The organism is Methylobacterium sp. 2A, assembly GCF_009806555.1.
In the GTDB taxonomy this organism is placed as follows: Bacteria; Pseudomonadota; Alphaproteobacteria; order Rhizobiales; family Beijerinckiaceae; genus Methylobacterium.
The window spans coordinates 151,161-169,561 of sequence record NZ_VUOK01000018.1 but is presented as its reverse complement, the minus strand read 5'-3'; the positions used below and the strand labels follow the sequence as shown (position 1 = coordinate 169,561).

Below are 18,401 nucleotides of genomic sequence, written 5' to 3'. Positions count from 1 at the left end.
GCCCGACACCATATCGGGCGTCGGGCCGCGTCCGGGCCCCGGATTCGTCATGGCTCTCACGCGCGATCTCCTCGATATCCGAAGGATCTACCAGGAACCCGCGGTGGCGGATTTCCCGCTCGGCCAGGAGATCCTGGCGCGCTTCCCCGATGCCGAACGCATCACGGTGCCCTCGCACTGGAACATCCCGGATCTGCACGGGAATGCCGGATCCGTGGACGATTGGGTGCGGATCAAGCGCTCGACCCTCGTCCTCGGGGTGAAGAAGGGTCTCACCATGCGGCCGAACGGCCGGAGCGCCCATTTCATCGCGCCCTCGACCTCCAACGGCTGCGCGATGGCCTGCGCCTATTGCTACGTGCCGCGCCGCAAGGGCTTCGCCAATCCGATCTCGCTGTTCGTGAACATCGAACAGGCCTGCGCGGCGATCGGCCGTCATGCCGCGCGCCAGGGGCCCCTGCCGGCGCCGGACCTGATCGATCCGGCCTTCTGGGTCTACGACATCGGGGAGAACGGCGACCTCTCGGTCGATGCCGCGGTGAGCAGCGGCGTCGCGCGTATGATCGCGCTGTTCCGCGGCCTGCCGAACGCGAAGGCGTCCTTCGCCACCAAGACCGTGAACCGCGCCCTGTTGGATTACGATCCGCAGGGCAAGACGCGGATCCGGTTCTCGCTCATGCCGGCGCGCATCGCCCGGGTCGTCGACGTGCGCACGGCGCCGATGCCGGAGCGGATCGCCGCCATCAACGACTTCGTGGCGGCCGGCTACGAGGTCCACGCCAATTTCTCGCCGGTGATCCTCTACGAGGGCTGGGAGGCCGATTGGCGCGCCCTCTTCGCCGAGATCGACGCCACGCTCTCGGACGCCGCCCGGGCGCAGCTCAAATGCGAGATCATCATGCTGACCCACAACGCGGATCTGCATGCGGTGAACCTCGGCTGGCATCCCCGCGCCGAGGATCTCCTGTGGCGGCCGGACATCCAGGAGGCCAAGATCTCGGAGGGCGGGGGCACCAACCTGCGCTATCGGACCGGCTGGAAGGGCAAGTGGCTCGCCCGCTTCAAGGCGCTGCTCGCCGAGTCCCTGCCCTCCTGCACGGTGCGCTACGCGTTCTGAACTCCCGGCCATCCCCGGCGTTGGAGCGCGAGCGAGGGGGCCGGATCATGTCCACGCACGAGACCTATATCGGCGAGGCCGTCGCGCTCGCCGCCGAGAATGTCGCGGCCGGCGGCGCGCCCTACGGGGCCGTGATCGTGCGCGACGGCGCCGTCCTTGTGCGGGCCGCCAACACGGTCCACGCGACCAACGATCCGAGCGCCCATGCCGAGATGGTGGCGTTGCGCGAGGCGAGCCGGATCCTGGGCCGCCGCGACCTCTCCGACTGCGTGATGTACGCGAGCGGGCGCCCCTGCCCGATGTGCCATGCCGCGATGCGGCTCGCGGGCTTCAGGCGGGGCTACTTCGCCTTCTCGGCCGAGGAGGCCGAGCAGTACGGCGCCGGCAGCGCGACGATCTACGCCGAGTTGTGCCAACCCCTCGACGCGCAACCCATGAAGCTCAGCCAAATGCGGCCGCCGGGCGAGTCGCCTTACCCGGCATGGCGGGCGCGGCGGGGCGCCTGACGCGCCAGAGCCGTGCCCGATCGCGCTGCCATCGAGCGCGGCACTCAGCCTTTGTTTTGACGCGCCCTCTCGCGCCGAACCGACATCCACGCCGGCGCAGAGCGCCCTAATGCGTCCAGGGCGCGGTCCGGTTGAACTTGAAATTGTCCGAGTAGGACAGGCCCTTGCGGGCCGCGGGCTTGGCCGGCTGCTCGACACGGTAGGCGATGCCCTCGCGCTTGGCGTAGGCCACCGCCTCCTCTTCCGTGTCGAATTCCAGCCGGACCTGCTGCATCATGTCGGAGGATCCGTTCCAGCCCATGAGCGGATCGATCTCGCGCGGGCTGGTCCGGTCGAACTCCAGGATCCATTGCTTGGTCCGGGCAAGGCCGGACTGCGTGGCATCCCGAGACGGACGGAAGATGCGGGCACTCGGCATCTGACGCGACAGGCTCCTGAACAAATGGTCGGGGCGATAGGATTCGAACCTACGACCCCCTGGTCCCAAACCAGGTGCGCTACCAGACTGCGCCACACCCCGACACCCCGTTTAGGGGCTCTGATCCCTAGCGTTTTGCCCGCCGCGCCGCAAGGCAAGCGACGCACAAGCCATCGCGGCCGAACCGGCGCCGATCCGTGGGAAACCCACAGGAAATTTCCGGGTCCGTCGGCCGCCGATTCATCAGTCGATCGTGACAGCGGCATTGGTAAATGATTTGCTAACGTCTCCTGCCGCGCCCCGGCGCGTGATGGAGAGATCCCAGTGTTGGACGATAATGATCCGCGCCGGTACGATGACCCGCTCTGGTACGACCGGGCCGAGGCCGACGAGCCCCCGGGCCTGATGCTGAACGCGGTGGCGTACCTGTTCCTGCTGCTCCTGGCCGCCTGCGCGATGGTGGTGAAGCTGTACTGGCTTCCGAACAGGCTGTGGTGCCGCATCGCCGGGTGGATCCAACGCCGTCGCGTCGCGTCGGCCAAGCGGCTGTGATGCACAGGCGCGAAACCATCGGTCATCCCTCCGCTCACCGGAGCAGCGGCGCCAAGCAGCGACACGACCCGGCGCCTGTGGCGGCCCGCCCCACGCGGCGCGACGGATCGCGCATGGCAATGTTCTTGCCTGTTTCATCCGCCGGGCCTTTGCCGAGAAACCCTTTTGAGCGTCGCGTGATCAGCCAATAGGTGTTTCCGCCCGTCTTCCTGTATATCCGGGCGTGACGCGACGCGCGGCTGAAGACCGCTCTATTGGTCGCCATATGAGTTCGGCGTCAGATCGCGCCGAAGCGGCTGCGCGATCAGCCCAGGAGGCACCGGATCGATGAGCGGCATCATGACGTTCACGCCCCGTACGGCGAGCCGGTCCGGACGCGCGAACGCCGCCCCTCCGGAGGCTGGCCCGCCGATGCCGCGCGATCCCGTATCGCGCCCGCAGGATCTGCGCATTCTCCAACCTGAGGAGCCGGTTCCCGGGCCTGGACGCGGCTGGGCCTTCCCGGCACAGTCCCGGATGCAGCGGCATGGCGCGCCCTTTCGCCCGATGCGGATCGGGGACGCATCGGGGTGGCCGGCGCCTGTTCCTGAAGCGCCCGGTCCCCGCATGAGCGGGGGCCGATCTGGGCGGGCCATGTCGGATTGCGGCCGGACCGGACACCAAGTTCTTAGATCAGGCGGGTTTCCGCCTGGATCCGATATTAGGAATGGCTTAATTCCCGGATCGGCAATGCGTAAGGATTACCATCATGGATAAACATGCGGGCGGTTGGAACCGCCGAATAAAACGCATGCGCCGCGCCGGATCGAGAGCCCTGGCCGTCGTCTGTTCGCTGGTCGTCCTGATCGTGATGCTGCCGGCGAGCGGCCACGCCCTCGAAGGCGACTACAAGCTCGGTGCAGGCGACAAGACGCGCGTGCGGGCCAGCGAATGGCGTGCCTCGCAGGCTCAGGTCTACGAATGGGATGCGATCTCAGGCGAGTACACGATCAATTCATCGGGCTACATGTCGATGCCCCTGATCGGCGACGTGAAGGCGGCCGGTAAGACGACGAGCGAGCTGTCCGATGTCATCGCGGAGGGGCTGGTCAAGAAGATCGGCACCGTCAAGCGGCCGGAGATCGCGATCGAGATCACCCAGTATCGCCCGTTCTACATCCTCGGCCCGGTGACGAAGGCCGGTGATTACCCGTACCGGCCCAACCTCACGGTCCTCCAGGCGGTCGGCATCGCGGGCGGGTTCCGCCGGACCGCCGACGAGCGGCCGGAGCGGGAATCGATCAGCGGCGAGGGGGATCTCAACGTCCTCCAGCTGACCCTGTCCTCCTACATGACACGGCTCGCGCGTCTGAACGCGGAACTGGCCGACGCCAACAGCGTCTCGTTCCCCGCCGAGGTCAACAATCAGGCGAACAACCCGACCGTTCGCGATTTCATCAAGCAACAGGTCAACATCTTCCAGTCGCGCAAGGAGTCGATGCGCGCGCAGCTCAAATCCTACGAGGCGCTCAAGGTTCTGCTCGCTCAGGAAGTCACCTCGCTCAACGAGCGGGCGCAGTCTCAGCAGCGGCAGATCGAACTCGCCAAGCGCGAGCGGGATGCGGTCGATACCCTCATGAACAAGGGCCTGACCGTCAATGCGCGGCAATCGACCCTCGAACAGCAGCTCGCGCAATTCGAATCGTCCAAGCTCGATATCTCGACCTCGATCCTCCGCGCCCAGCAGGAGCTGAGCAAGGCCGATCGCGACAGCCTGGAGCTGCGCAACAAGTTCAAGAACTCGGTTTCCGACGAAATCCACGACGTTTCGCTGAAGATGCAGGAAACCAAGGAGAAGATCAGCACGGCTCAGGCGCTGCTGTCGGAAACCGACGGGTACATCTCCAAGGCGAGCGACCGGAACGCCCGCATTTCCTACAGCATCGTCCGCAAGGTCGACGGAAAGGCGCAGGAGATCGCCGCCGAGGAGAGCACGCCCGTCTTCCCCGAGGATGTCATCCGCGTCCGCATCAACCGGCGGCCCGATTTTGCCGAGACCGGGCGCAGCGAGCTCGGATCCGAGCAGGCGGCCGGCCAGCTCCCCGGAGCGCAGCTGAAGAGCATCCGCTAGCGCGCGCCCCGCCGAAGCCGGCGGGGGCTCGATGTACGAAAGCGTGCAGGACAGGGGCTTAGCGTCGTTCCCGATCGCACCGCGAACGGGAACGGCTCTGGCGATCCGCCAAGCCGGCACGCCCCAGGGTGCTTCACAATCCACATCCGGGTGCAACCGATGCGGCACCACGGTCTCGTCGGTAGCTGGACGGGTCCGCCGCGCGCTGCGGTGCAGAGGCGCGCAGGCCGCGGTGGAACGCGCCGGGCTAGGGCCAAGAGCGATGCAGCGCGCCCCGCGTCATCGGATCCGGACTTCGCACCGTCACAACGATATCGATAAAACAAATCTTCACATGAGGCCAACTGAATGAAAGTTGCGATTGTTCATTATTGGCTCGTGGGGATGCGCGGCGGCGAGAAGGTCGTGGAAGCCCTGTGCAACATGTATCCGAACGCGGATATCTTCACGCACGCTTACGACCCGACGGCGATCTCTGCGACCATCAAGGCGCACCAGATCAAGACGTCGTTCATCGGCCGATTGCCGTTCTCGGTCGCGAAATACAAGTCGTACCTGCCGCTCATGCCCATGGCTCTGGAGCAGCTCGACCTGCGCGGCTACGACCTCGTGATCAGCAGCGAGTCGGGCCCTGCGAAAGGCATCATCCCACCCTCTGCGGCGACACATATCTGCTATTGCCATTCGCCGATGCGCTACGTCTGGAACATGTTCCATGACTACAGGGAGCGCACGAGTTTCATCAACCGCCTCATCATGCCCCCTGCGGCACATTACATCCGCAACTGGGACTCCATTTCCGCCAACCGGGTGCATGAATTCGTGGCGAACTCGGCCACCGTCGCCCGTCGCATCGAAACCTATTATCGGCGCCACGCAACGGTGGTCTATCCGCCCGTCGATACGGACGCCTTCGCCATCGTTCCCGACCACGAGCTCGGCGATTTCTACCTGATGGTTGGCGAGCTTGTCCGATACAAGCGGCCGGAATTGGCCGTCGAAGCGTTCAACCGGTTGCAGAAGCCTCTCGTCGTCATCGGCGGCGGCGAGATGCTGCGCGAATTGCGCAGCCTGGCGGGTCCCACGGTGAAGATCCTCGGGCCGCAGCCTTTTGCGGTCCTCAAGCATCACTACGCGCGCTGCCAAGCCTTGATCTTCCCGGGGGAGGAGGATTTCGGCATCGTGCCGGTCGAGGCGATGGCGAGCGGTCGCCCGGTCATCGCGTATGCGCGCGGCGGGGCAACGGAAACCGTCCAGGACGGGATCACCGGCACGTTCTTCCAGGAACAGACGGTCGATGGCCTGATCGACGCCGTCGAGCGGAGCCGGCAAATCGCCTTCGATCCCGAGCGGATCGCCCGTCGGGCGTCGGAATTCGGCCTGGACCGCTTCACCCGCGAGATGTCCCGGTTCATCGAGCTGACCATGGCTCGATCGGGTACCGACAGCCGGTACAACCTCTAGAGCGCGCTCCGCCGACGTGGATGCCGGTTCGGCGCAAGAGAGCGCGTTGCGACAAAGGTTTAGAGCCGCGCTCCGCCCAACGGGACACCGGCTCGGTACGAGGGCGCGCATCAGGGCGAAGGGTCGCGCGTCGGCCGGTCGGCCTCGTCTCAGGATCGATCGGCCTCGTAGCGGTGTCGTCGGCTCGGGTTGTTGCGGTGCGAGGGAACAGGATCCGATCGCCTGATGAAGCGCTCGTCTCGCAACACAACGTTCAGCGCGCCGACGGACGTTTTCGCCGGCGCCGGCATTGTCGTCTGCACCATCAGCGTGTCGCGCATGTTGGTCATGGCTCGGAACGCACCATGAAGAAAATCTTGTTCGTCACGCATGCGGCCCATTATGGGGGCGCCGAACTCTTTCTCCGCGATATCGTCCTTCAGGCCCGTCAGAGCGGTCGCCTCTGGCCGGTCGTCTTCCTCGATGACGGCCCGCTGATCAAAGATCTCGTCGATGCGGGGGCGAGCGCGAAAACCGTGAAGGCGGCCGCTCGGATCTTGAAGTTGAAGCGCGGGTCGAGCATCCGGGATGTCTCCTCGGCCCTGACGGGCATCTTCGCGGCCGTGCGTGCGCTCATCAGGGAATTCCGCGGCGTCGATGTGGTTTGCGCCAACAGCCAGAAGTCGCTGTTCCTGGCGGGCCTTGCCGCACGCCTCGCGCGCAGGCCGTTCGTCTGGATCCTGCATGATCTGGTGACGGATCGCAGCTTCTCGCCGCTGATGCGGCGAGCGCTGGTTTTCTTCGCCAATCATATGACCGCCCATGTGGTGACGAATTCCCAGGCCGCCCGGGAGGCCCTGATCGAATGCGGCGGCGAGGGTGACAAGATCTCGGTCGTCTATAACGGCTTCGATTTCGCGGCGGATTTTCCCCCGGGGGCCTCAGGTGCGGATCGCGGCCCCGTCCTGCGGGAAGCCGGCCTTTCGGATCTGCCGACGGTCGGCGTGTTCGGCCGTATCGCCGAATGGAAGGGCCAGCATGTTCTGATCGAAGCCCTTGACCGCATTCCGGGCCTGCAGGCGATCATCGTCGGCGATGCGACCTATCAGGACAGCGCCTATTTCGATCGCCTCCGCGCCCGCGTCGATCAGAGGTCTCTGTCGGATCGGGTTAAATTCCTGGGCTTCCGGAAGGATGTCCCGCGCCTCATGGCGGCGGTCGACATCGTCGCGCACACATCGATCGATCCGGAGCCATTCGGACGCGTCATCGTCGAGGGCCTAGCGCTGGGGCGTCCCGTGGTCGCCACGCGGGGCGGCGGCGTGGGTGAGATCATCGATCATGGGACGAACGGATTGCTCTATCCGCCGGGGGACAGCGCGGCCCTCGCCGAGGCCTTGCGATCGCTGATGAGCGATCACACGCTGGCATCACGCTTGGCGGCAGAAGGGCGGAGCACGGTCATCGCGCGCTTCTCGATCCAACGGTCCGTTCAGGATCTCGATCGGGTGTTCGAAGATCTTTGAGGCTTTGCGCAGACTGCGCCACGCTCTTCTTTGCGCTGCAAAATCGCGGGTTGTTGGAGAGCAACCGGAGACCTAACGGTCAACGGAAGCGCAAGTTCTGGCTAAGTCACAGAAAAATATGGTGGGCGGTGAGGGACTCGAACCCCCGACCCTCTCCGTGTAAAGGAGACGCTCTACCAACTGAGCTAACCGCCCCATGCCCGACCGTTACGGCATGCAGCCCGTCAGGCGCAAGATCTGGCGCCTCTCGGCCTGACCTGAGGTGCGGGGAACGCTATTCGGGGGCGGCCAGCCGTGTCGCCAAGACCGGCGCGAGGCCGATGGTCTCGACGGGCGGCGGGGCCGCCCGGCGCGAAGAACCTCCGCGCAGAGCCGTCAGGACCGCCCGAGTTCCGGCCTCGACGGAGCAGATCAGCGGGCGCGGAACACGCGGTGCCAGGCGCGATGCGAGACCCGCGAGCCCCGCTCCCCCCAGGATCACGCTGTCAGCGCCGACCGCCGCGCAGGCACGGCAGGCCTCTGCCAATGCGTCCAGAGCAGCGTCCGGATCGCGGGCGATCTCACCGCCGCTCGGCGCAACCGTGCGGATCGCGGCGAGCTGATCGGCGAGGCCCAGCATGCTCACGAACTCCCGCAGCATCGGCTCCCAGGCGGCCCCACCGGTGACGATCCCGAACGGCCCACGGGCGGAAGCCTCAAGGCAGGCCGCCTCCGCCATCCCGATCACCGGCACCCGCGAGAGATCGCGCAGGGCAAACAGGCCCGGATCGCCGAAACAGGCGAGAAAGACGGCATCGCACCCCGCTTCGTGCTCGGCCAGGGCCTCGAGAGCGGCGTGGCCTGCAATGGCCGCGGCACTGCGGCTCACGATGTAGCGGGCGCCGAACCGGCCGGTGACGGCGCGCAGTTCGGCTCGCTCACCCAGCTGAGCCCGGACATGGCCGGCGACGAGATCGGTCACGGTGGCGCTGGTGTTCGGATTGATCAGCAGGATACGCATCCGGCCCTCCCCCACGAAAAAAGCCCCCGGGGGCAATCCCCGGGGGCTTTCCTGTCATCGTTCCATCGGCCGTGCGGTCAGTGGGCCACGAAGGCGGCACCATCCTCCTCGGACCGGGCGGGCTTGGCCACGGGCAGCGGCTCCTCCCACTCGATTGCCACGGGCTGACGGACCAGCGCCTTTTCCAGCACCTGATCCATCCGCGACACGGGCACGATCTCCAGCCCGTTCTTCACGCTGTCGGGCACCTCGGCGATGTCCTTGGCGTTCTCCTCGGGGATCAGCACCGTCTTGATGCCGCCGCGCAGCGCGGCGAGCAGCTTCTCCTTCAGGCCGCCGATCGGCAGGACCCGGCCACGGAGCGTCACCTCGCCGGTCATCGCGACGTCGCGGCGGACCGGGATCCCGGTCAGCGTCGAGATGATCGCGGTGGCCATGGCGATGCCGGCCGACGGACCGTCCTTCGGGGTCGCGCCTTCAGGCACGTGGACGTGGATGTCGCGCCGGTCGAAGAGCGGCGGCTCAATCCCGAAATCGATCGCGCGGGAGCGGACATAGCTCGCCGCCGCCGAGATCGACTCCTTCATCACGTCCTTCAGGTTGCCGGTGACCGTCATCTTGCCCTTGCCGGGCATCATGACGCCCTCGATCGTCAGCAGCTCGCCGCCGACCTCGGTCCAGGCCAGACCCGTCACCACGCCGACCTGATCGTCCGCGTCGATCTCGCCGTAGCGGAACTTCGGCGGCCCGAGGAAGACCGGCAGGGTCTCCGTGGTCACCGCGACCGACTTGGTCTTGGTGATCAGGATCTCCTTCACCGCCTTGCGGATCAGGTTGGACAGCTCGCGCTCCAGGTTGCGGACACCGGCCTCCCGCGTGTAGCGGCGGACCAGCATCATCAAGCCGTCATCGTCGATCGACCACTCGTCCGTTCCGAGGCCGTGCTTCTTCAGGGCGTTCGGGATCAGGTGCTTGCGCGCGATCTCGACCTTTTCCTCCTCGGTATAGCCGGCGATGCGGATCACCTCCATCCGGTCCATGAGCGGGCCCGGGATGTTGAGGGTGTTGGCCGTGGTCACGAACATCACGTTCGAGAGGTCGTAATCCACCTCCAGGTAGTGGTCGTTGAAGGTGCTGTTCTGCTCAGGGTCGAGCACCTCGAGGAGCGCCGCCGACGGATCGCCGCGGAAATCCATGCCCATCTTGTCGATCTCGTCGAGCAGGATGAGCGGGTTCGAGGTCTTGGCCTTGCGCATCGACTGCACGATCTTGCCGGGCATCGAGCCGATATAGGTCCGGCGGTGACCGCGGATCTCGGCCTCGTCCCGCACGCCGCCGAGCGACATCCGGACGAACTCGCGACCCGTCGCCTTGGCGATGGACTTGCCGAGCGAGGTCTTGCCGACGCCGGGGGGACCGACGAGGCACAGGATCGGGCCGGTGAGCTTGTTCGCGCGCTGCTGCACCGCGAGGTACTCGACGATCCGCTCCTTGACCTTGTCGAGGCCGAAATGGTCCTCGTCGAGCAGCGCCTGGGCGCCGAGCAGGTCCTTCTTGATCTTCGAGCGCTTGCCCCACGGGATGCCGAGCATCCAGTCGAGGTAGTTGCGCACGACGGTCGCCTCGGCCGACATCGGCGACATCTGCCGCAGCTTCTTCAGCTCGGCAGTGGCCTTATCGCGAGCCTCCTTGGAGAGCTTGGTCTTCTCGATCTTCTCTTCCAGCTCGGCCAACTCGTCGCGGCCATCCTCGGAGTCGCCCAGCTCCTTCTGGATCGCCTTCATCTGCTCGTTCAGGTAGTACTCGCGCTGGGTCTTCTCCATCTGCCGCTTGACGCGGGTCCGGATGCGCTTCTCCACCTGGAGCACGGAGATCTCGCTCTCCATCAGCGACAGCACGCGCTCGAGGCGCTGCGCCACGGTGGGCGTCTCCAGGATGCCCTGCTTGTCGGAGATCTTGACGAGCAGATGCGAGCCGATCGTGTCGGCGAGCTTGGAGGGCTCGTCGATCTGGGTCACGGCGGAGACGACCTCGGGCGAGATCTTCTTGTTGAGCTTGACGTAGTTCTCGAACTCCGACAGCACGGAGCGCGCGAGCGCCTCGGCCTCGACGCGGTCGCCGAGCTCGTCGTGCAGGGCTTCCGCCGTGGCCTCGTAATACTCGTCCGAGCGGGTGAAGCCCGTGACCTTCGCGCGGCCGACGCCTTCGACCAGCACCTTCACGGTGCCGTCGGGCAGCTTCAGGAGCTGGAGCACGGAGGCGAGGGTGCCGATCTTGTAGATCGCATCGGTCGCCGGATCGTCGTCGCCCGCGTTGATCTGCGTGGCGAGCAGGATATGGCGGTCCGTGCGCACGGCCTCCTCAAGGGCGCGGATCGACTTCTCGCGGCCCACGAACAGGGGCACGATCATGTGCGGGAAGACGACGATGTCGCGCAGAGGGAGAACGGCGTAGGAGCCCGTCGAACCCGGGACCACCGGCTGGCGCGATTTCGACTGTGACATTCTGACTTCCTCTCAGGACGCCCGGGTTCGCCGCCTCCATGCATGGAGCGCGCCTACAGCCAGGGGCCGACCGGGCCGCGAGGGTCGGGATTGTAAGGGACTTTGCGGCTGGCGACGCGGACCGCGCCTCGAAGGAGCGTGCGGCCACCGCGCTGAGCCTGAAGTGGCTGCGGGGAAGAACGTTTTCAAGACGGCCCCCGAAGCGCGCCCGGCTCTGAGCCGGGCGCTTAATGCAACCCTACCAACCGCTTACGCGCTGACGCTGGCGGGCGCGTCCTTGTTGCGGTCGCCATGGATGTAGAGCGGGCGCGACTTGCCCTCGACCACTTCCGGACCGATCACGACCTGCTCGACGGACTCGAGGCCCGGCAGATCGTACATCGTGTCGAGCAGGATCGTCTCCAGGATGGAGCGCAGGCCGCGGGCGCCGGTCTTGCGCTCGATCGCCTTGCGGGCGACGAGCGACAGGGCCTCGTCCTGGAAGGTCAGGTCGACGTTCTCCATCTCGAACAGCCGCTGGTACTGCTTGACCAAGGCGTTCTTCGGCTCCTGCAGGATCTTCTTCAGCGCGGCCTCGTCGAGATCCTCCAGCGTCGCCAGGACCGGCAGACGGCCGACGAATTCGGGGATGAGGCCGAACTTCAGCAGATCCTCCGGCTCGACCGAGCGGAAGATCTCGCCGGTGCGGCGGTCGTCCGGGGCCTGCACGGTCGCGCCGAAGCCGATCGAGGTGCCCTTGCCGCGCTGGGAGATGATCCGCTCCAGCCCCGCGAAGGCGCCGCCGCAGATGAACAGGATGTTGGTCGTGTCGACCTGCAGGAATTCCTGCTGCGGGTGCTTCCTTCCGCCCTGGGGCGGGACGGAGGCGACCGTGCCCTCCATGATCTTCAGGAGTGCCTGCTGCACGCCCTCGCCCGACACGTCGCGGGTGATCGACGGGTTGTCGGACTTGCGCGAGATCTTGTCGATCTCGTCGATGTAGACGATGCCGCGCTGGGCCCGCTCGACGTTGTAGTCCGACGCCTGGAGCAGCTTGAGGATGATATTCTCGACGTCCTCACCGACATAGCCGGCCTCGGTGAGGGTCGTGGCGTCCGCCATGGTGAACGGCACGTCGAGGATCCGGGCGAGCGTCTGCGCGAGCAGCGTCTTGCCCGAGCCGGTCGGCCCGATCAGCATGATGTTGGACTTCGCCAGCTCGACGTCGTTGTGCTTCGTCGCGTGCGCGAGCCGCTTGTAGTGGTTGTGCACAGCGACCGAGAGGACCTTCTTGGCGAAATCCTGGCCGATGACGTAATCGTCGAGGACGCGACGGATTTCCTTCGGGGTCGGCACGCCGTCGCGGCTCTTCACCAGGGAGGATTTCGATTCCTCGCGGATGATGTCCATGCACAGCTCGACGCACTCGTCGCAGATGAACACCGTTGGGCCGGCGATCAGCTTGCGGACCTCGTGCTGGCTCTTGCCGCAGAACGAGCAATACAGCGTGCTCTTGGAGTCGTTGCCGCCAGTCTTGCTCATATCGGTCTCCGATTCCTCGCGTCCGCAGCCGGCTACGGGCGAACGCGCATCGTTTCAAAATAAGGGGGCCTGCCTAAAGAAACAGTGTGCTGCGCGTCTTTGACCGTAAACCCGATCTTGGATGCAAGCACGCTGCCGCGGCGGGATCAAGGCCGCGCCGCGGCGGTCCGGGGACGCGGTCCGATCAGGCGGCCGCCGGCTCCGGGCGCTTCTCGATCACTTCGTCGATGAGCCCGAACTCCTTGGCCGCATCGGCGGTCATGAAATTGTCGCGCTCGAGCGCCGTGTGGATCGCGTCGTAGTCGCGGCCCGTGTGCTTCACGTAGATCTCGTTCAGGCGCCGCTTCAGCGCCTCGATCTCGCGGGCATGGATCAGGATGTCGGTCGCCTGACCCTGGAAGCCGCCCGACGGCTGGTGGACCATGATCCGGGCGTTCGGCAGGGCGAAGCGGTGGCCGGGCTCGCCGGCGGTGAGTAGCAGCGAGCCCATTGAGGCGGCCTGACCGACACAAAGCGTCGTCACCGGGCAGCGGATGAACTGCATCGTGTCGTAGATCGACAGGCCGGAGGTCACCACGCCGCCGGGGGAATTGATGTAGAAGGAAATTTCCTTCTTCGGATTCTCCGCCTCGAGGAACAGGAGCTGCGCCACGATCAGCGAGGCGCCGTAATCCTCCACCGGTCCGGTGAGGAAGATGATCCGCTCGCGCAGCAGGCGGGAGTAGATGTCGAAGGCGCGCTCGCCGCGGCTCGACTGCTCGACGACCATCGGCACGAGCGCGTTGTTGTAGACGTCGATCGGATCTCTCATCTCGTCCTGCCCAGAGTGAGGCCCGGGGCTGCCGCGAATCAGGGCAGCCCCGGACGTGTCAGCGAACACCGGCGATGCTTAACCATCGCCTAATCCTTGCCCGCCGTCCTCGGACAGGGCGGGGCTCAGTCGGCCTTGGGCTCGGACGTCTCGTCCGCGGCCCCGGCCTTGTCTGCCGGCTTCGCGCCGGTCGTGTCGTCGTCATCATCATCTGCGAAAAGCGCCTCTTTCGAGACGGGCTCTTCGACGAGTTTGACCTGACCGAGGACGTGGTCAACCACCTTTTCCTCGAACAGGGGCGCGCGGAGTTCCGCAAGGGCCTGCGCGTTCTTCCGGTAGAAGTCCCAGACCTGCTGCTCCTGGCCCGGGAACTGCCGGACCCGGGCGATGAGGGCCTGGTTCACCTCGTCATCCGAAACCTTGATATCGGCGCTCTCGCCGACCTGTGCAAGCACGAGACCGAGCCGGACGCGCCGCTCGGCGATCTTGCGGTACTCGGCCTGGGCCTTCTCCTCGGTGGTGTCCTCGTCCGCGAAGGTCTTGCCGCGGGTCTTCAGGTCCTGCTCCACCTGCGCCCACACGGCGGCGAATTCCTGCGCCACCAGGGAGGGGGGCAGCTCGAAGGCGTACTTCGTGTCCAGCGCGTCGAGGAGGTCCTTCTTGAGCCGGCGGCGCGAGGCGGCCTCGTAGTCCCGGCCGATCGCCTCGGAGACGGCCTCGCGGAGCTTCTCCAGCGATTCCATGCCCATGGACTTGGCGAACTCGTCGTCGACCTTGGCCTCGCCCGGGGCCTGGATCTTCGTGACCGTCACGTCGAACTCGGCATCCTTGCCGGCGAGGTTCTCGGCGCCGTAGGCCTCCGGGAAGGTCACCTTCACGAGGCGCTTCTCACCGACCTTGGCGCCGACGAGCTGGTCCTCGAAGCCCGGGATGAACGAGCCGGAGCCGAGCTCCAGATCGACGCCCTCGGCCTTGCCGCCCTGGAATTCCTCGCCGCCGATCCGGCCGACGAAGTCGATGGTGACGCGGTCGCCGCTCTGGGCCTCCGCGCCCTCCTCCCGCTCGGCGAACGGACGGCCCTGGCCGGCCATGCGCTCCAGCGCCTCGTCGACCTCCTTGTCGGAGGGCTTGGCGACCTGCTTGGTCAGGCTGACGTCGGAGAGGTCGGCGAGCTCGAAGCTCGGCATCACCTCCAGGGCGACCTTGAAGGCGAGGTCGCCCTTGGCGTCGAGCGCCTTCTCGACCTCGGCCTGATCGCTCGGGAACTCGACCTGCGGCTCCAGGGCGAGCTTGAGGCCGTTATCGGTCACGATCTTGCGGTTGGCCTCGTTGACGGCGTTCTGCACCACCTCGGCCATCACGGAGCGGCCATAGACCTTGCGCAGGTGCGCGACCGGCACCTTGCCGGGGCGGAAGCCCTTCAGCTGCACCTTGTCCTTCATGCCGGACAGCTCGGAGGTCAGGCGCTCCTCGAGTTCCTGGGCGGCCAGCAGCACCTGAAACTCGCGCTTCAGACCCTGGGCGTTGATCTCGGTCACCTGCATCGTCGTCGTCGCTCTTCCAAAAACCTGTGGTCGCCGGCCGGGCCGGACTCGTACGGCGTGTTCGCGCGGTGCGGGATGCTTGAGACGTCGGGAACGGAACGGGGCGGTCCGCCTGGGACCGCGCCCTCAGAGACGTCCTGGTGCGGGCGGAGGGGCTCGAACCCCCACGTCTTGCGACACTGGAACCTAAATCCAGCGCGTCTACCAGTTCCGCCACGCCCGCGCGCGCCGACATCCGGCGCATCGCCGGCCGCCGGAAGCGCGCCCTATAGCATGGGCCGGCGGGGTCGCAGCAAAAAACTTGTCCTGTGGCGCCGGGGCCGCCGCACCGCTATGGAGCGGGCCCGTCGCGAGAAGCAGCCGAGACTTCATGCCGCCATCCCGCCCCGTGCCGCCGACCGATTCGCAGGCCGGCGCCCCGTCGCGAAGGACCCTGCTGGCGGCCGCGGCCGCCTTCGGGCTCGTGCCCGACCGGGGGCAAGCCCAGACACCTGCGCCCGCGGCACCTAAGGCGACCCCGGCCGAGGCCCCTGCCCTGCCGGCGGCTCCCGGCAAGGCGCGGTTCCGGCCGGAGCCCGCGCCGGAGACGCCGGTCTGGTGCTTCGACGGCAAGGCGCTGCCCCCCACGATCCGGGTGAAGCTCGGGCAGCCGGTGCGCCTGAAGGTCGAGAACCGGACCGACAAGCCGCTGTCGCTGCACTGGCACGGGGTGCGCAACAGTAACGCCATGGACGGCGTCGGCGGCGTGACTCAGGCGCCGATCCCGCCCGGCGGCGACTTCCTCTACGCGTTCACGCCGCCGGATGCCGGCTCCTACCTGATCCGGCCCCTGGTGGTCGGTGGTGCGGGCGAGCCCTCGGGCCGCGGCCTCGCCGGGATGCTGGTCGTCGAGGAGACGAATCCACCGGCCGTCGACGCGGATGTCAGCGTGCTCCTGCAGGATTGGCGGATCCAGGACGACGGCACGCTCATGCCGTTCGGCCAAGTGCCGCTCGCCGCGGCCCACGGGCGGCTCGGCAACCTCGTCACGGTCAACGGCAAGCCGGTGCCCGACACCTTCGAGGCCCGCCCCGGCTCCCGCATCCGCCTGCGGCTGGGCAATGCCTGCAACGCCCGGGCGACGCGCATCAAGTTCGACGGCGTGAAGGTCTACGTGGCGGCGGTCGACGGGCAGCCCACCGACACGTTCGAGCCGCTGCGGGCCACCCTGCCCTTCCCGCCCGGCACGCGCTACGACCTGATGGTCGACCTGCCGGAGGAAGAAGGGGCCACCTGCGCGATCGAGGCCCTGATCGGCAAGGGCCTGACGCTCGCCAGCGTGGTCACGAAGGGCGCCCGGATCACCGAGGCGCGGCCGCCGATCGGCCCGATCGGCGAGAACAAGCGCTTGCCGGCCGAGATCAAGCTCCAGAACGCGATGCGCCGCGACGTGGTGATCACCGGCGGGGCCTTCGTGCCGAAAGACAAGAAAGACGGCGCCGCCGATCCCGTCTATACCGGCGATCCGCAGAAAATCTGGTCGGTGAACGGCGTCAGCGGCACCACCGGCCTCCAACCGATCTTCTCGGTGAAGCGCGGCCAGGTGGTGGTGCTGGCCCTGCGCAACGAGACCGCCTTCCCGCAGGCGCTCCACCTGCACGGGCACTGCTTCCGCCTGCTTCACCCCCTGGATGATGGCTGGGAGCCCTACTGGCTCGACACGTTCCAGTTGCTGGAGGGCCGCACCGCCCGGATCGGCTTCCTGGCCGACAATCCCGGGCGGTGGCTGATCAGCGCGACGGTGTTGGAGCGGTTCGACACCGGGCTCTGGACGATGTTCGAAGTTACGTAACGACCGCTTCGGCGAGGCCCCCGAGCACCGCGGGCATCAGTTCCGGAATGTCCTCGGCGATCAGGCCGGGCCCGTGGCGCAGGCCCGCATCCCCGTGAAGCCAGACCCCGGCCGCTGCGGCCTCGAAGGGCGGCATGCCCTGCGCCAGCAAGCCGGCAACGAGGCCGCCCAGGACGTCCCCTGATCCGGCAGTGCCGAGATAGGGGCTGCCGTGATCGTTGATCGCCACCCGCCCGTCGGGGGCCGCGATCACGGTATCGGCGCCCTTGTAGACCACCACGGCGCCGGTCAGGACCGCTGCAGCGCGCGCCCGGGCGACCTTGTCGGCGCCCTCGGCCACGGCGTCCGTGCCGTAGAACAGCCGCGCGAACTCGCCGGCATGCGGCGTGAGAACAGCCTGCGCATCCCCATCGGTGAGATGCGCGGCGAGGAGTCGCGCCTGCCCGGAAAAGCTCGTCAGCGCATCGGCGTCGAGGACGAGACCGCGTCCGACCGCAGCCGCCACCGCGACGCGTTCCCGGGTCGGCTCGCCGGTGCCGAGGCCGGGGCCGGCGAGCACCACGTTCAGGCGCTCGTCGGTGAGCAGGTCATCGAGGTCGTCGGCGGTCTCGCAGGGGCGCAGCATGATCGCCGTGAGGTGGGCGGCGTTCTCGGCCAGCGCGCCGGCCGGCGAGGCGACGGTCACGAGGCCGGCCCCGACCCGCAGGGCGCCCCGCGCGGCCAGCCGGGCGGCGCCGGTCTTCGTGGCGGGTCCCGACAGCACCAGGGCGTGGCCGCGGGTATATTTATGGCTGGCCCCGGTCAGCCGGGGCAACGTCGACGCCCAGACATCCGGCCCGTTCCGATAGAGGGGCGCGCCGCAGGCGGCCAAGCCCTTCTCGAAAGCCGTGGACCCTGCGCCGATATCCGCCACGCTCAGCTGGCCGCACAGGCTTCGCCCCGGCTCCAGCAGATGGCCGGGCTTCAGCGTCACGAAGGTGACGGTCTCGGTCGCGCGGATCGCCACGCCGCGGGCCGCGCCGCTGTCGCCGTCGAGGCCGCTCGGCACATCGACCGCCAAGACGGGGCGGCCGCTGGCGTTCACGGCCTCGACCAGCGCGCGGGCCTCACCGTCGAGGTCGCGCGACAGGCCGGCCCCGAACAGCGCATCGATCACGAGATCGCAGGACGGGAGCTCCGCGGGGGCGACCTGTCCGACCGGCCCGGTCCAGGCCTCCGCGGCCCGCGCGGCATCACCCGTCAGTGCCCCGCGCTCACCGAGCAACCGCAGGTCGACCGCATGGCCGGCCTCCGCCAGGAGGCGTCCGGCCACGAAGCCGTCGCCGCCATTGTTGCCGGGTCCGCACAGAACGAGGACGCGCCCGCCGGCCGGCAACCGGGCGCGGGCGCGCGCCGCGACCGCGGTGCCGGCCGCTTCCATCAGCGCGCGGCCTGGGATGCCGCCGGCAATCGCCGCGGCATCGACCTCTCTCATGGCCGCAACCGTCAGCAACCGCATGTTGGCCTCCGTCCCTGCCC

14 protein-coding genes and 3 tRNA genes are annotated in these 18,401 nt (G+C 67.4%); 7 read left to right on the top strand and 10 right to left on the bottom strand.

What is annotated here, in order from left to right; translation table 11 throughout:
- Positions 1-49: 49 nt before the first annotated feature.
- The gene (locus FVE89_RS09095) at positions 50-1,117 is read left to right on the top strand and encodes a spore photoproduct lyase family protein (RefSeq protein ID WP_160533704.1); all 1,068 of its coding nucleotides are present in this window, start codon (positions 50-52) and stop codon (positions 1,115-1,117) included.
- A 47-nt stretch (positions 1,118-1,164) separates the two neighbouring features.
- Entirely contained in the window at positions 1,165-1,623 is a 459-nt protein-coding gene (locus tag FVE89_RS09090) for a nucleoside deaminase (protein ID WP_160533703.1), read from the top strand.
- 106 nt (positions 1,624-1,729) lie between these two features.
- Here the strand turns inward: FVE89_RS09090 and FVE89_RS09085 are convergent, their stop codons facing one another.
- Together FVE89_RS09085 and FVE89_RS09080 are read right to left on the bottom strand one after the other, a co-directional pair.
- Entirely contained in the window at positions 1,730-2,041 is a 312-nt protein-coding gene (locus tag FVE89_RS09085) for an ETC complex I subunit (RefSeq protein ID WP_160533702.1), read from the bottom strand.
- Between the two features lie 25 nt (positions 2,042-2,066).
- Positions 2,067-2,143: transfer RNA gene (locus FVE89_RS09080), tRNA-Pro, on the bottom strand.
- 225 nt (positions 2,144-2,368) lie between these two features.
- On the opposite strand from FVE89_RS09080, the gene FVE89_RS09075 reads away from it, so the two are divergent.
- The 4 genes from FVE89_RS09075 to FVE89_RS09060 all read left to right on the top strand — a co-directional run bounded on the left by FVE89_RS09075 (position 2,369) and on the right by FVE89_RS09060 (position 7,672).
- Positions 2,369-2,593 carry a hypothetical protein gene (locus tag FVE89_RS09075; protein ID WP_160533880.1) on the top strand — a complete coding sequence of 75 codons (225 nt, stop codon included), beginning with the start codon at positions 2,369-2,371 and terminating at the stop codon, positions 2,591-2,593.
- Positions 2,594-3,383: 790 nt separating this feature from the next.
- Positions 3,384-4,703: a polysaccharide biosynthesis/export family protein gene (locus FVE89_RS09070; RefSeq protein ID WP_160533701.1), complete on the top strand. Its 1,320-nt coding sequence runs from the start codon at positions 3,384-3,386 to the stop codon at positions 4,701-4,703.
- Positions 4,704-5,051: 348 nt separating this feature from the next.
- A complete protein-coding gene (locus FVE89_RS09065; protein ID WP_160533700.1) occupies positions 5,052-6,167 on the top strand; it encodes a glycosyltransferase in 1,116 nt (371 codons plus the stop codon).
- 197 nt (positions 6,168-6,364) lie between these two features.
- A complete protein-coding gene (locus tag FVE89_RS09060) occupies positions 6,365-7,672 on the top strand; it encodes a glycosyltransferase family 4 protein (RefSeq protein ID WP_342389665.1) in 1,308 nt (435 codons plus the stop codon).
- A gap of 119 nt (positions 7,673-7,791) precedes the next feature.
- On the opposite strand, the gene FVE89_RS09055 is transcribed toward FVE89_RS09060, so the two are convergent.
- The 7 genes from FVE89_RS09055 to FVE89_RS09025 all read right to left on the bottom strand — a co-directional run bounded on the left by FVE89_RS09055 (position 7,792) and on the right by FVE89_RS09025 (position 15,275).
- Positions 7,792-7,867: transfer RNA gene (locus tag FVE89_RS09055), tRNA-Val, on the bottom strand.
- A gap of 79 nt (positions 7,868-7,946) precedes the next feature.
- Positions 7,947-8,672: an aspartate/glutamate racemase family protein gene (locus FVE89_RS09050; protein WP_160533699.1), complete on the bottom strand. Its 726-nt coding sequence runs from the start codon at positions 8,670-8,672 to the stop codon at positions 7,947-7,949.
- Positions 8,673-8,749: 77 nt separating this feature from the next.
- The gene (gene lon, locus FVE89_RS09045; protein ID WP_160533698.1) at positions 8,750-11,176 is read right to left on the bottom strand and encodes an endopeptidase La; all 2,427 of its coding nucleotides are present in this window, start codon (positions 11,174-11,176) and stop codon (positions 8,750-8,752) included.
- 249 nt (positions 11,177-11,425) lie between these two features.
- Positions 11,426-12,697: an ATP-dependent Clp protease ATP-binding subunit ClpX gene (clpX, locus tag FVE89_RS09040; protein ID WP_010684321.1), complete on the bottom strand. Its 1,272-nt coding sequence runs from the start codon at positions 12,695-12,697 to the stop codon at positions 11,426-11,428.
- A gap of 184 nt (positions 12,698-12,881) precedes the next feature.
- Positions 12,882-13,508, bottom strand: coding sequence for an ATP-dependent Clp protease proteolytic subunit (locus tag FVE89_RS09035; protein ID WP_091712521.1), 627 nt, complete (start codon positions 13,506-13,508; stop codon positions 12,882-12,884).
- Positions 13,509-13,633: 125 nt separating this feature from the next.
- Positions 13,634-15,052, bottom strand: coding sequence for a trigger factor (tig, locus tag FVE89_RS09030; protein ID WP_160533697.1), 1,419 nt, complete (start codon positions 15,050-15,052; stop codon positions 13,634-13,636).
- Positions 15,053-15,190: 138 nt separating this feature from the next.
- A tRNA-Leu gene (locus FVE89_RS09025) sits at positions 15,191-15,275 on the bottom strand.
- 147 nt (positions 15,276-15,422) lie between these two features.
- Between FVE89_RS09025 and FVE89_RS09020 the strand changes: the two genes are divergently transcribed.
- Positions 15,423-16,883: a multicopper oxidase family protein gene (locus tag FVE89_RS09020; protein WP_160533696.1), complete on the top strand. Its 1,461-nt coding sequence runs from the start codon at positions 15,423-15,425 to the stop codon at positions 16,881-16,883.
- Here FVE89_RS09020 and FVE89_RS09015 read toward each other — a convergent pair.
- Positions 16,876-18,381: an NAD(P)H-hydrate dehydratase gene (locus FVE89_RS09015; protein WP_160533695.1), complete on the bottom strand. Its 1,506-nt coding sequence runs from the start codon at positions 18,379-18,381 to the stop codon at positions 16,876-16,878. The genes FVE89_RS09020 and FVE89_RS09015 overlap by 8 nt on opposite strands.
- Positions 18,382-18,401 lie beyond the last annotated feature (20 nt).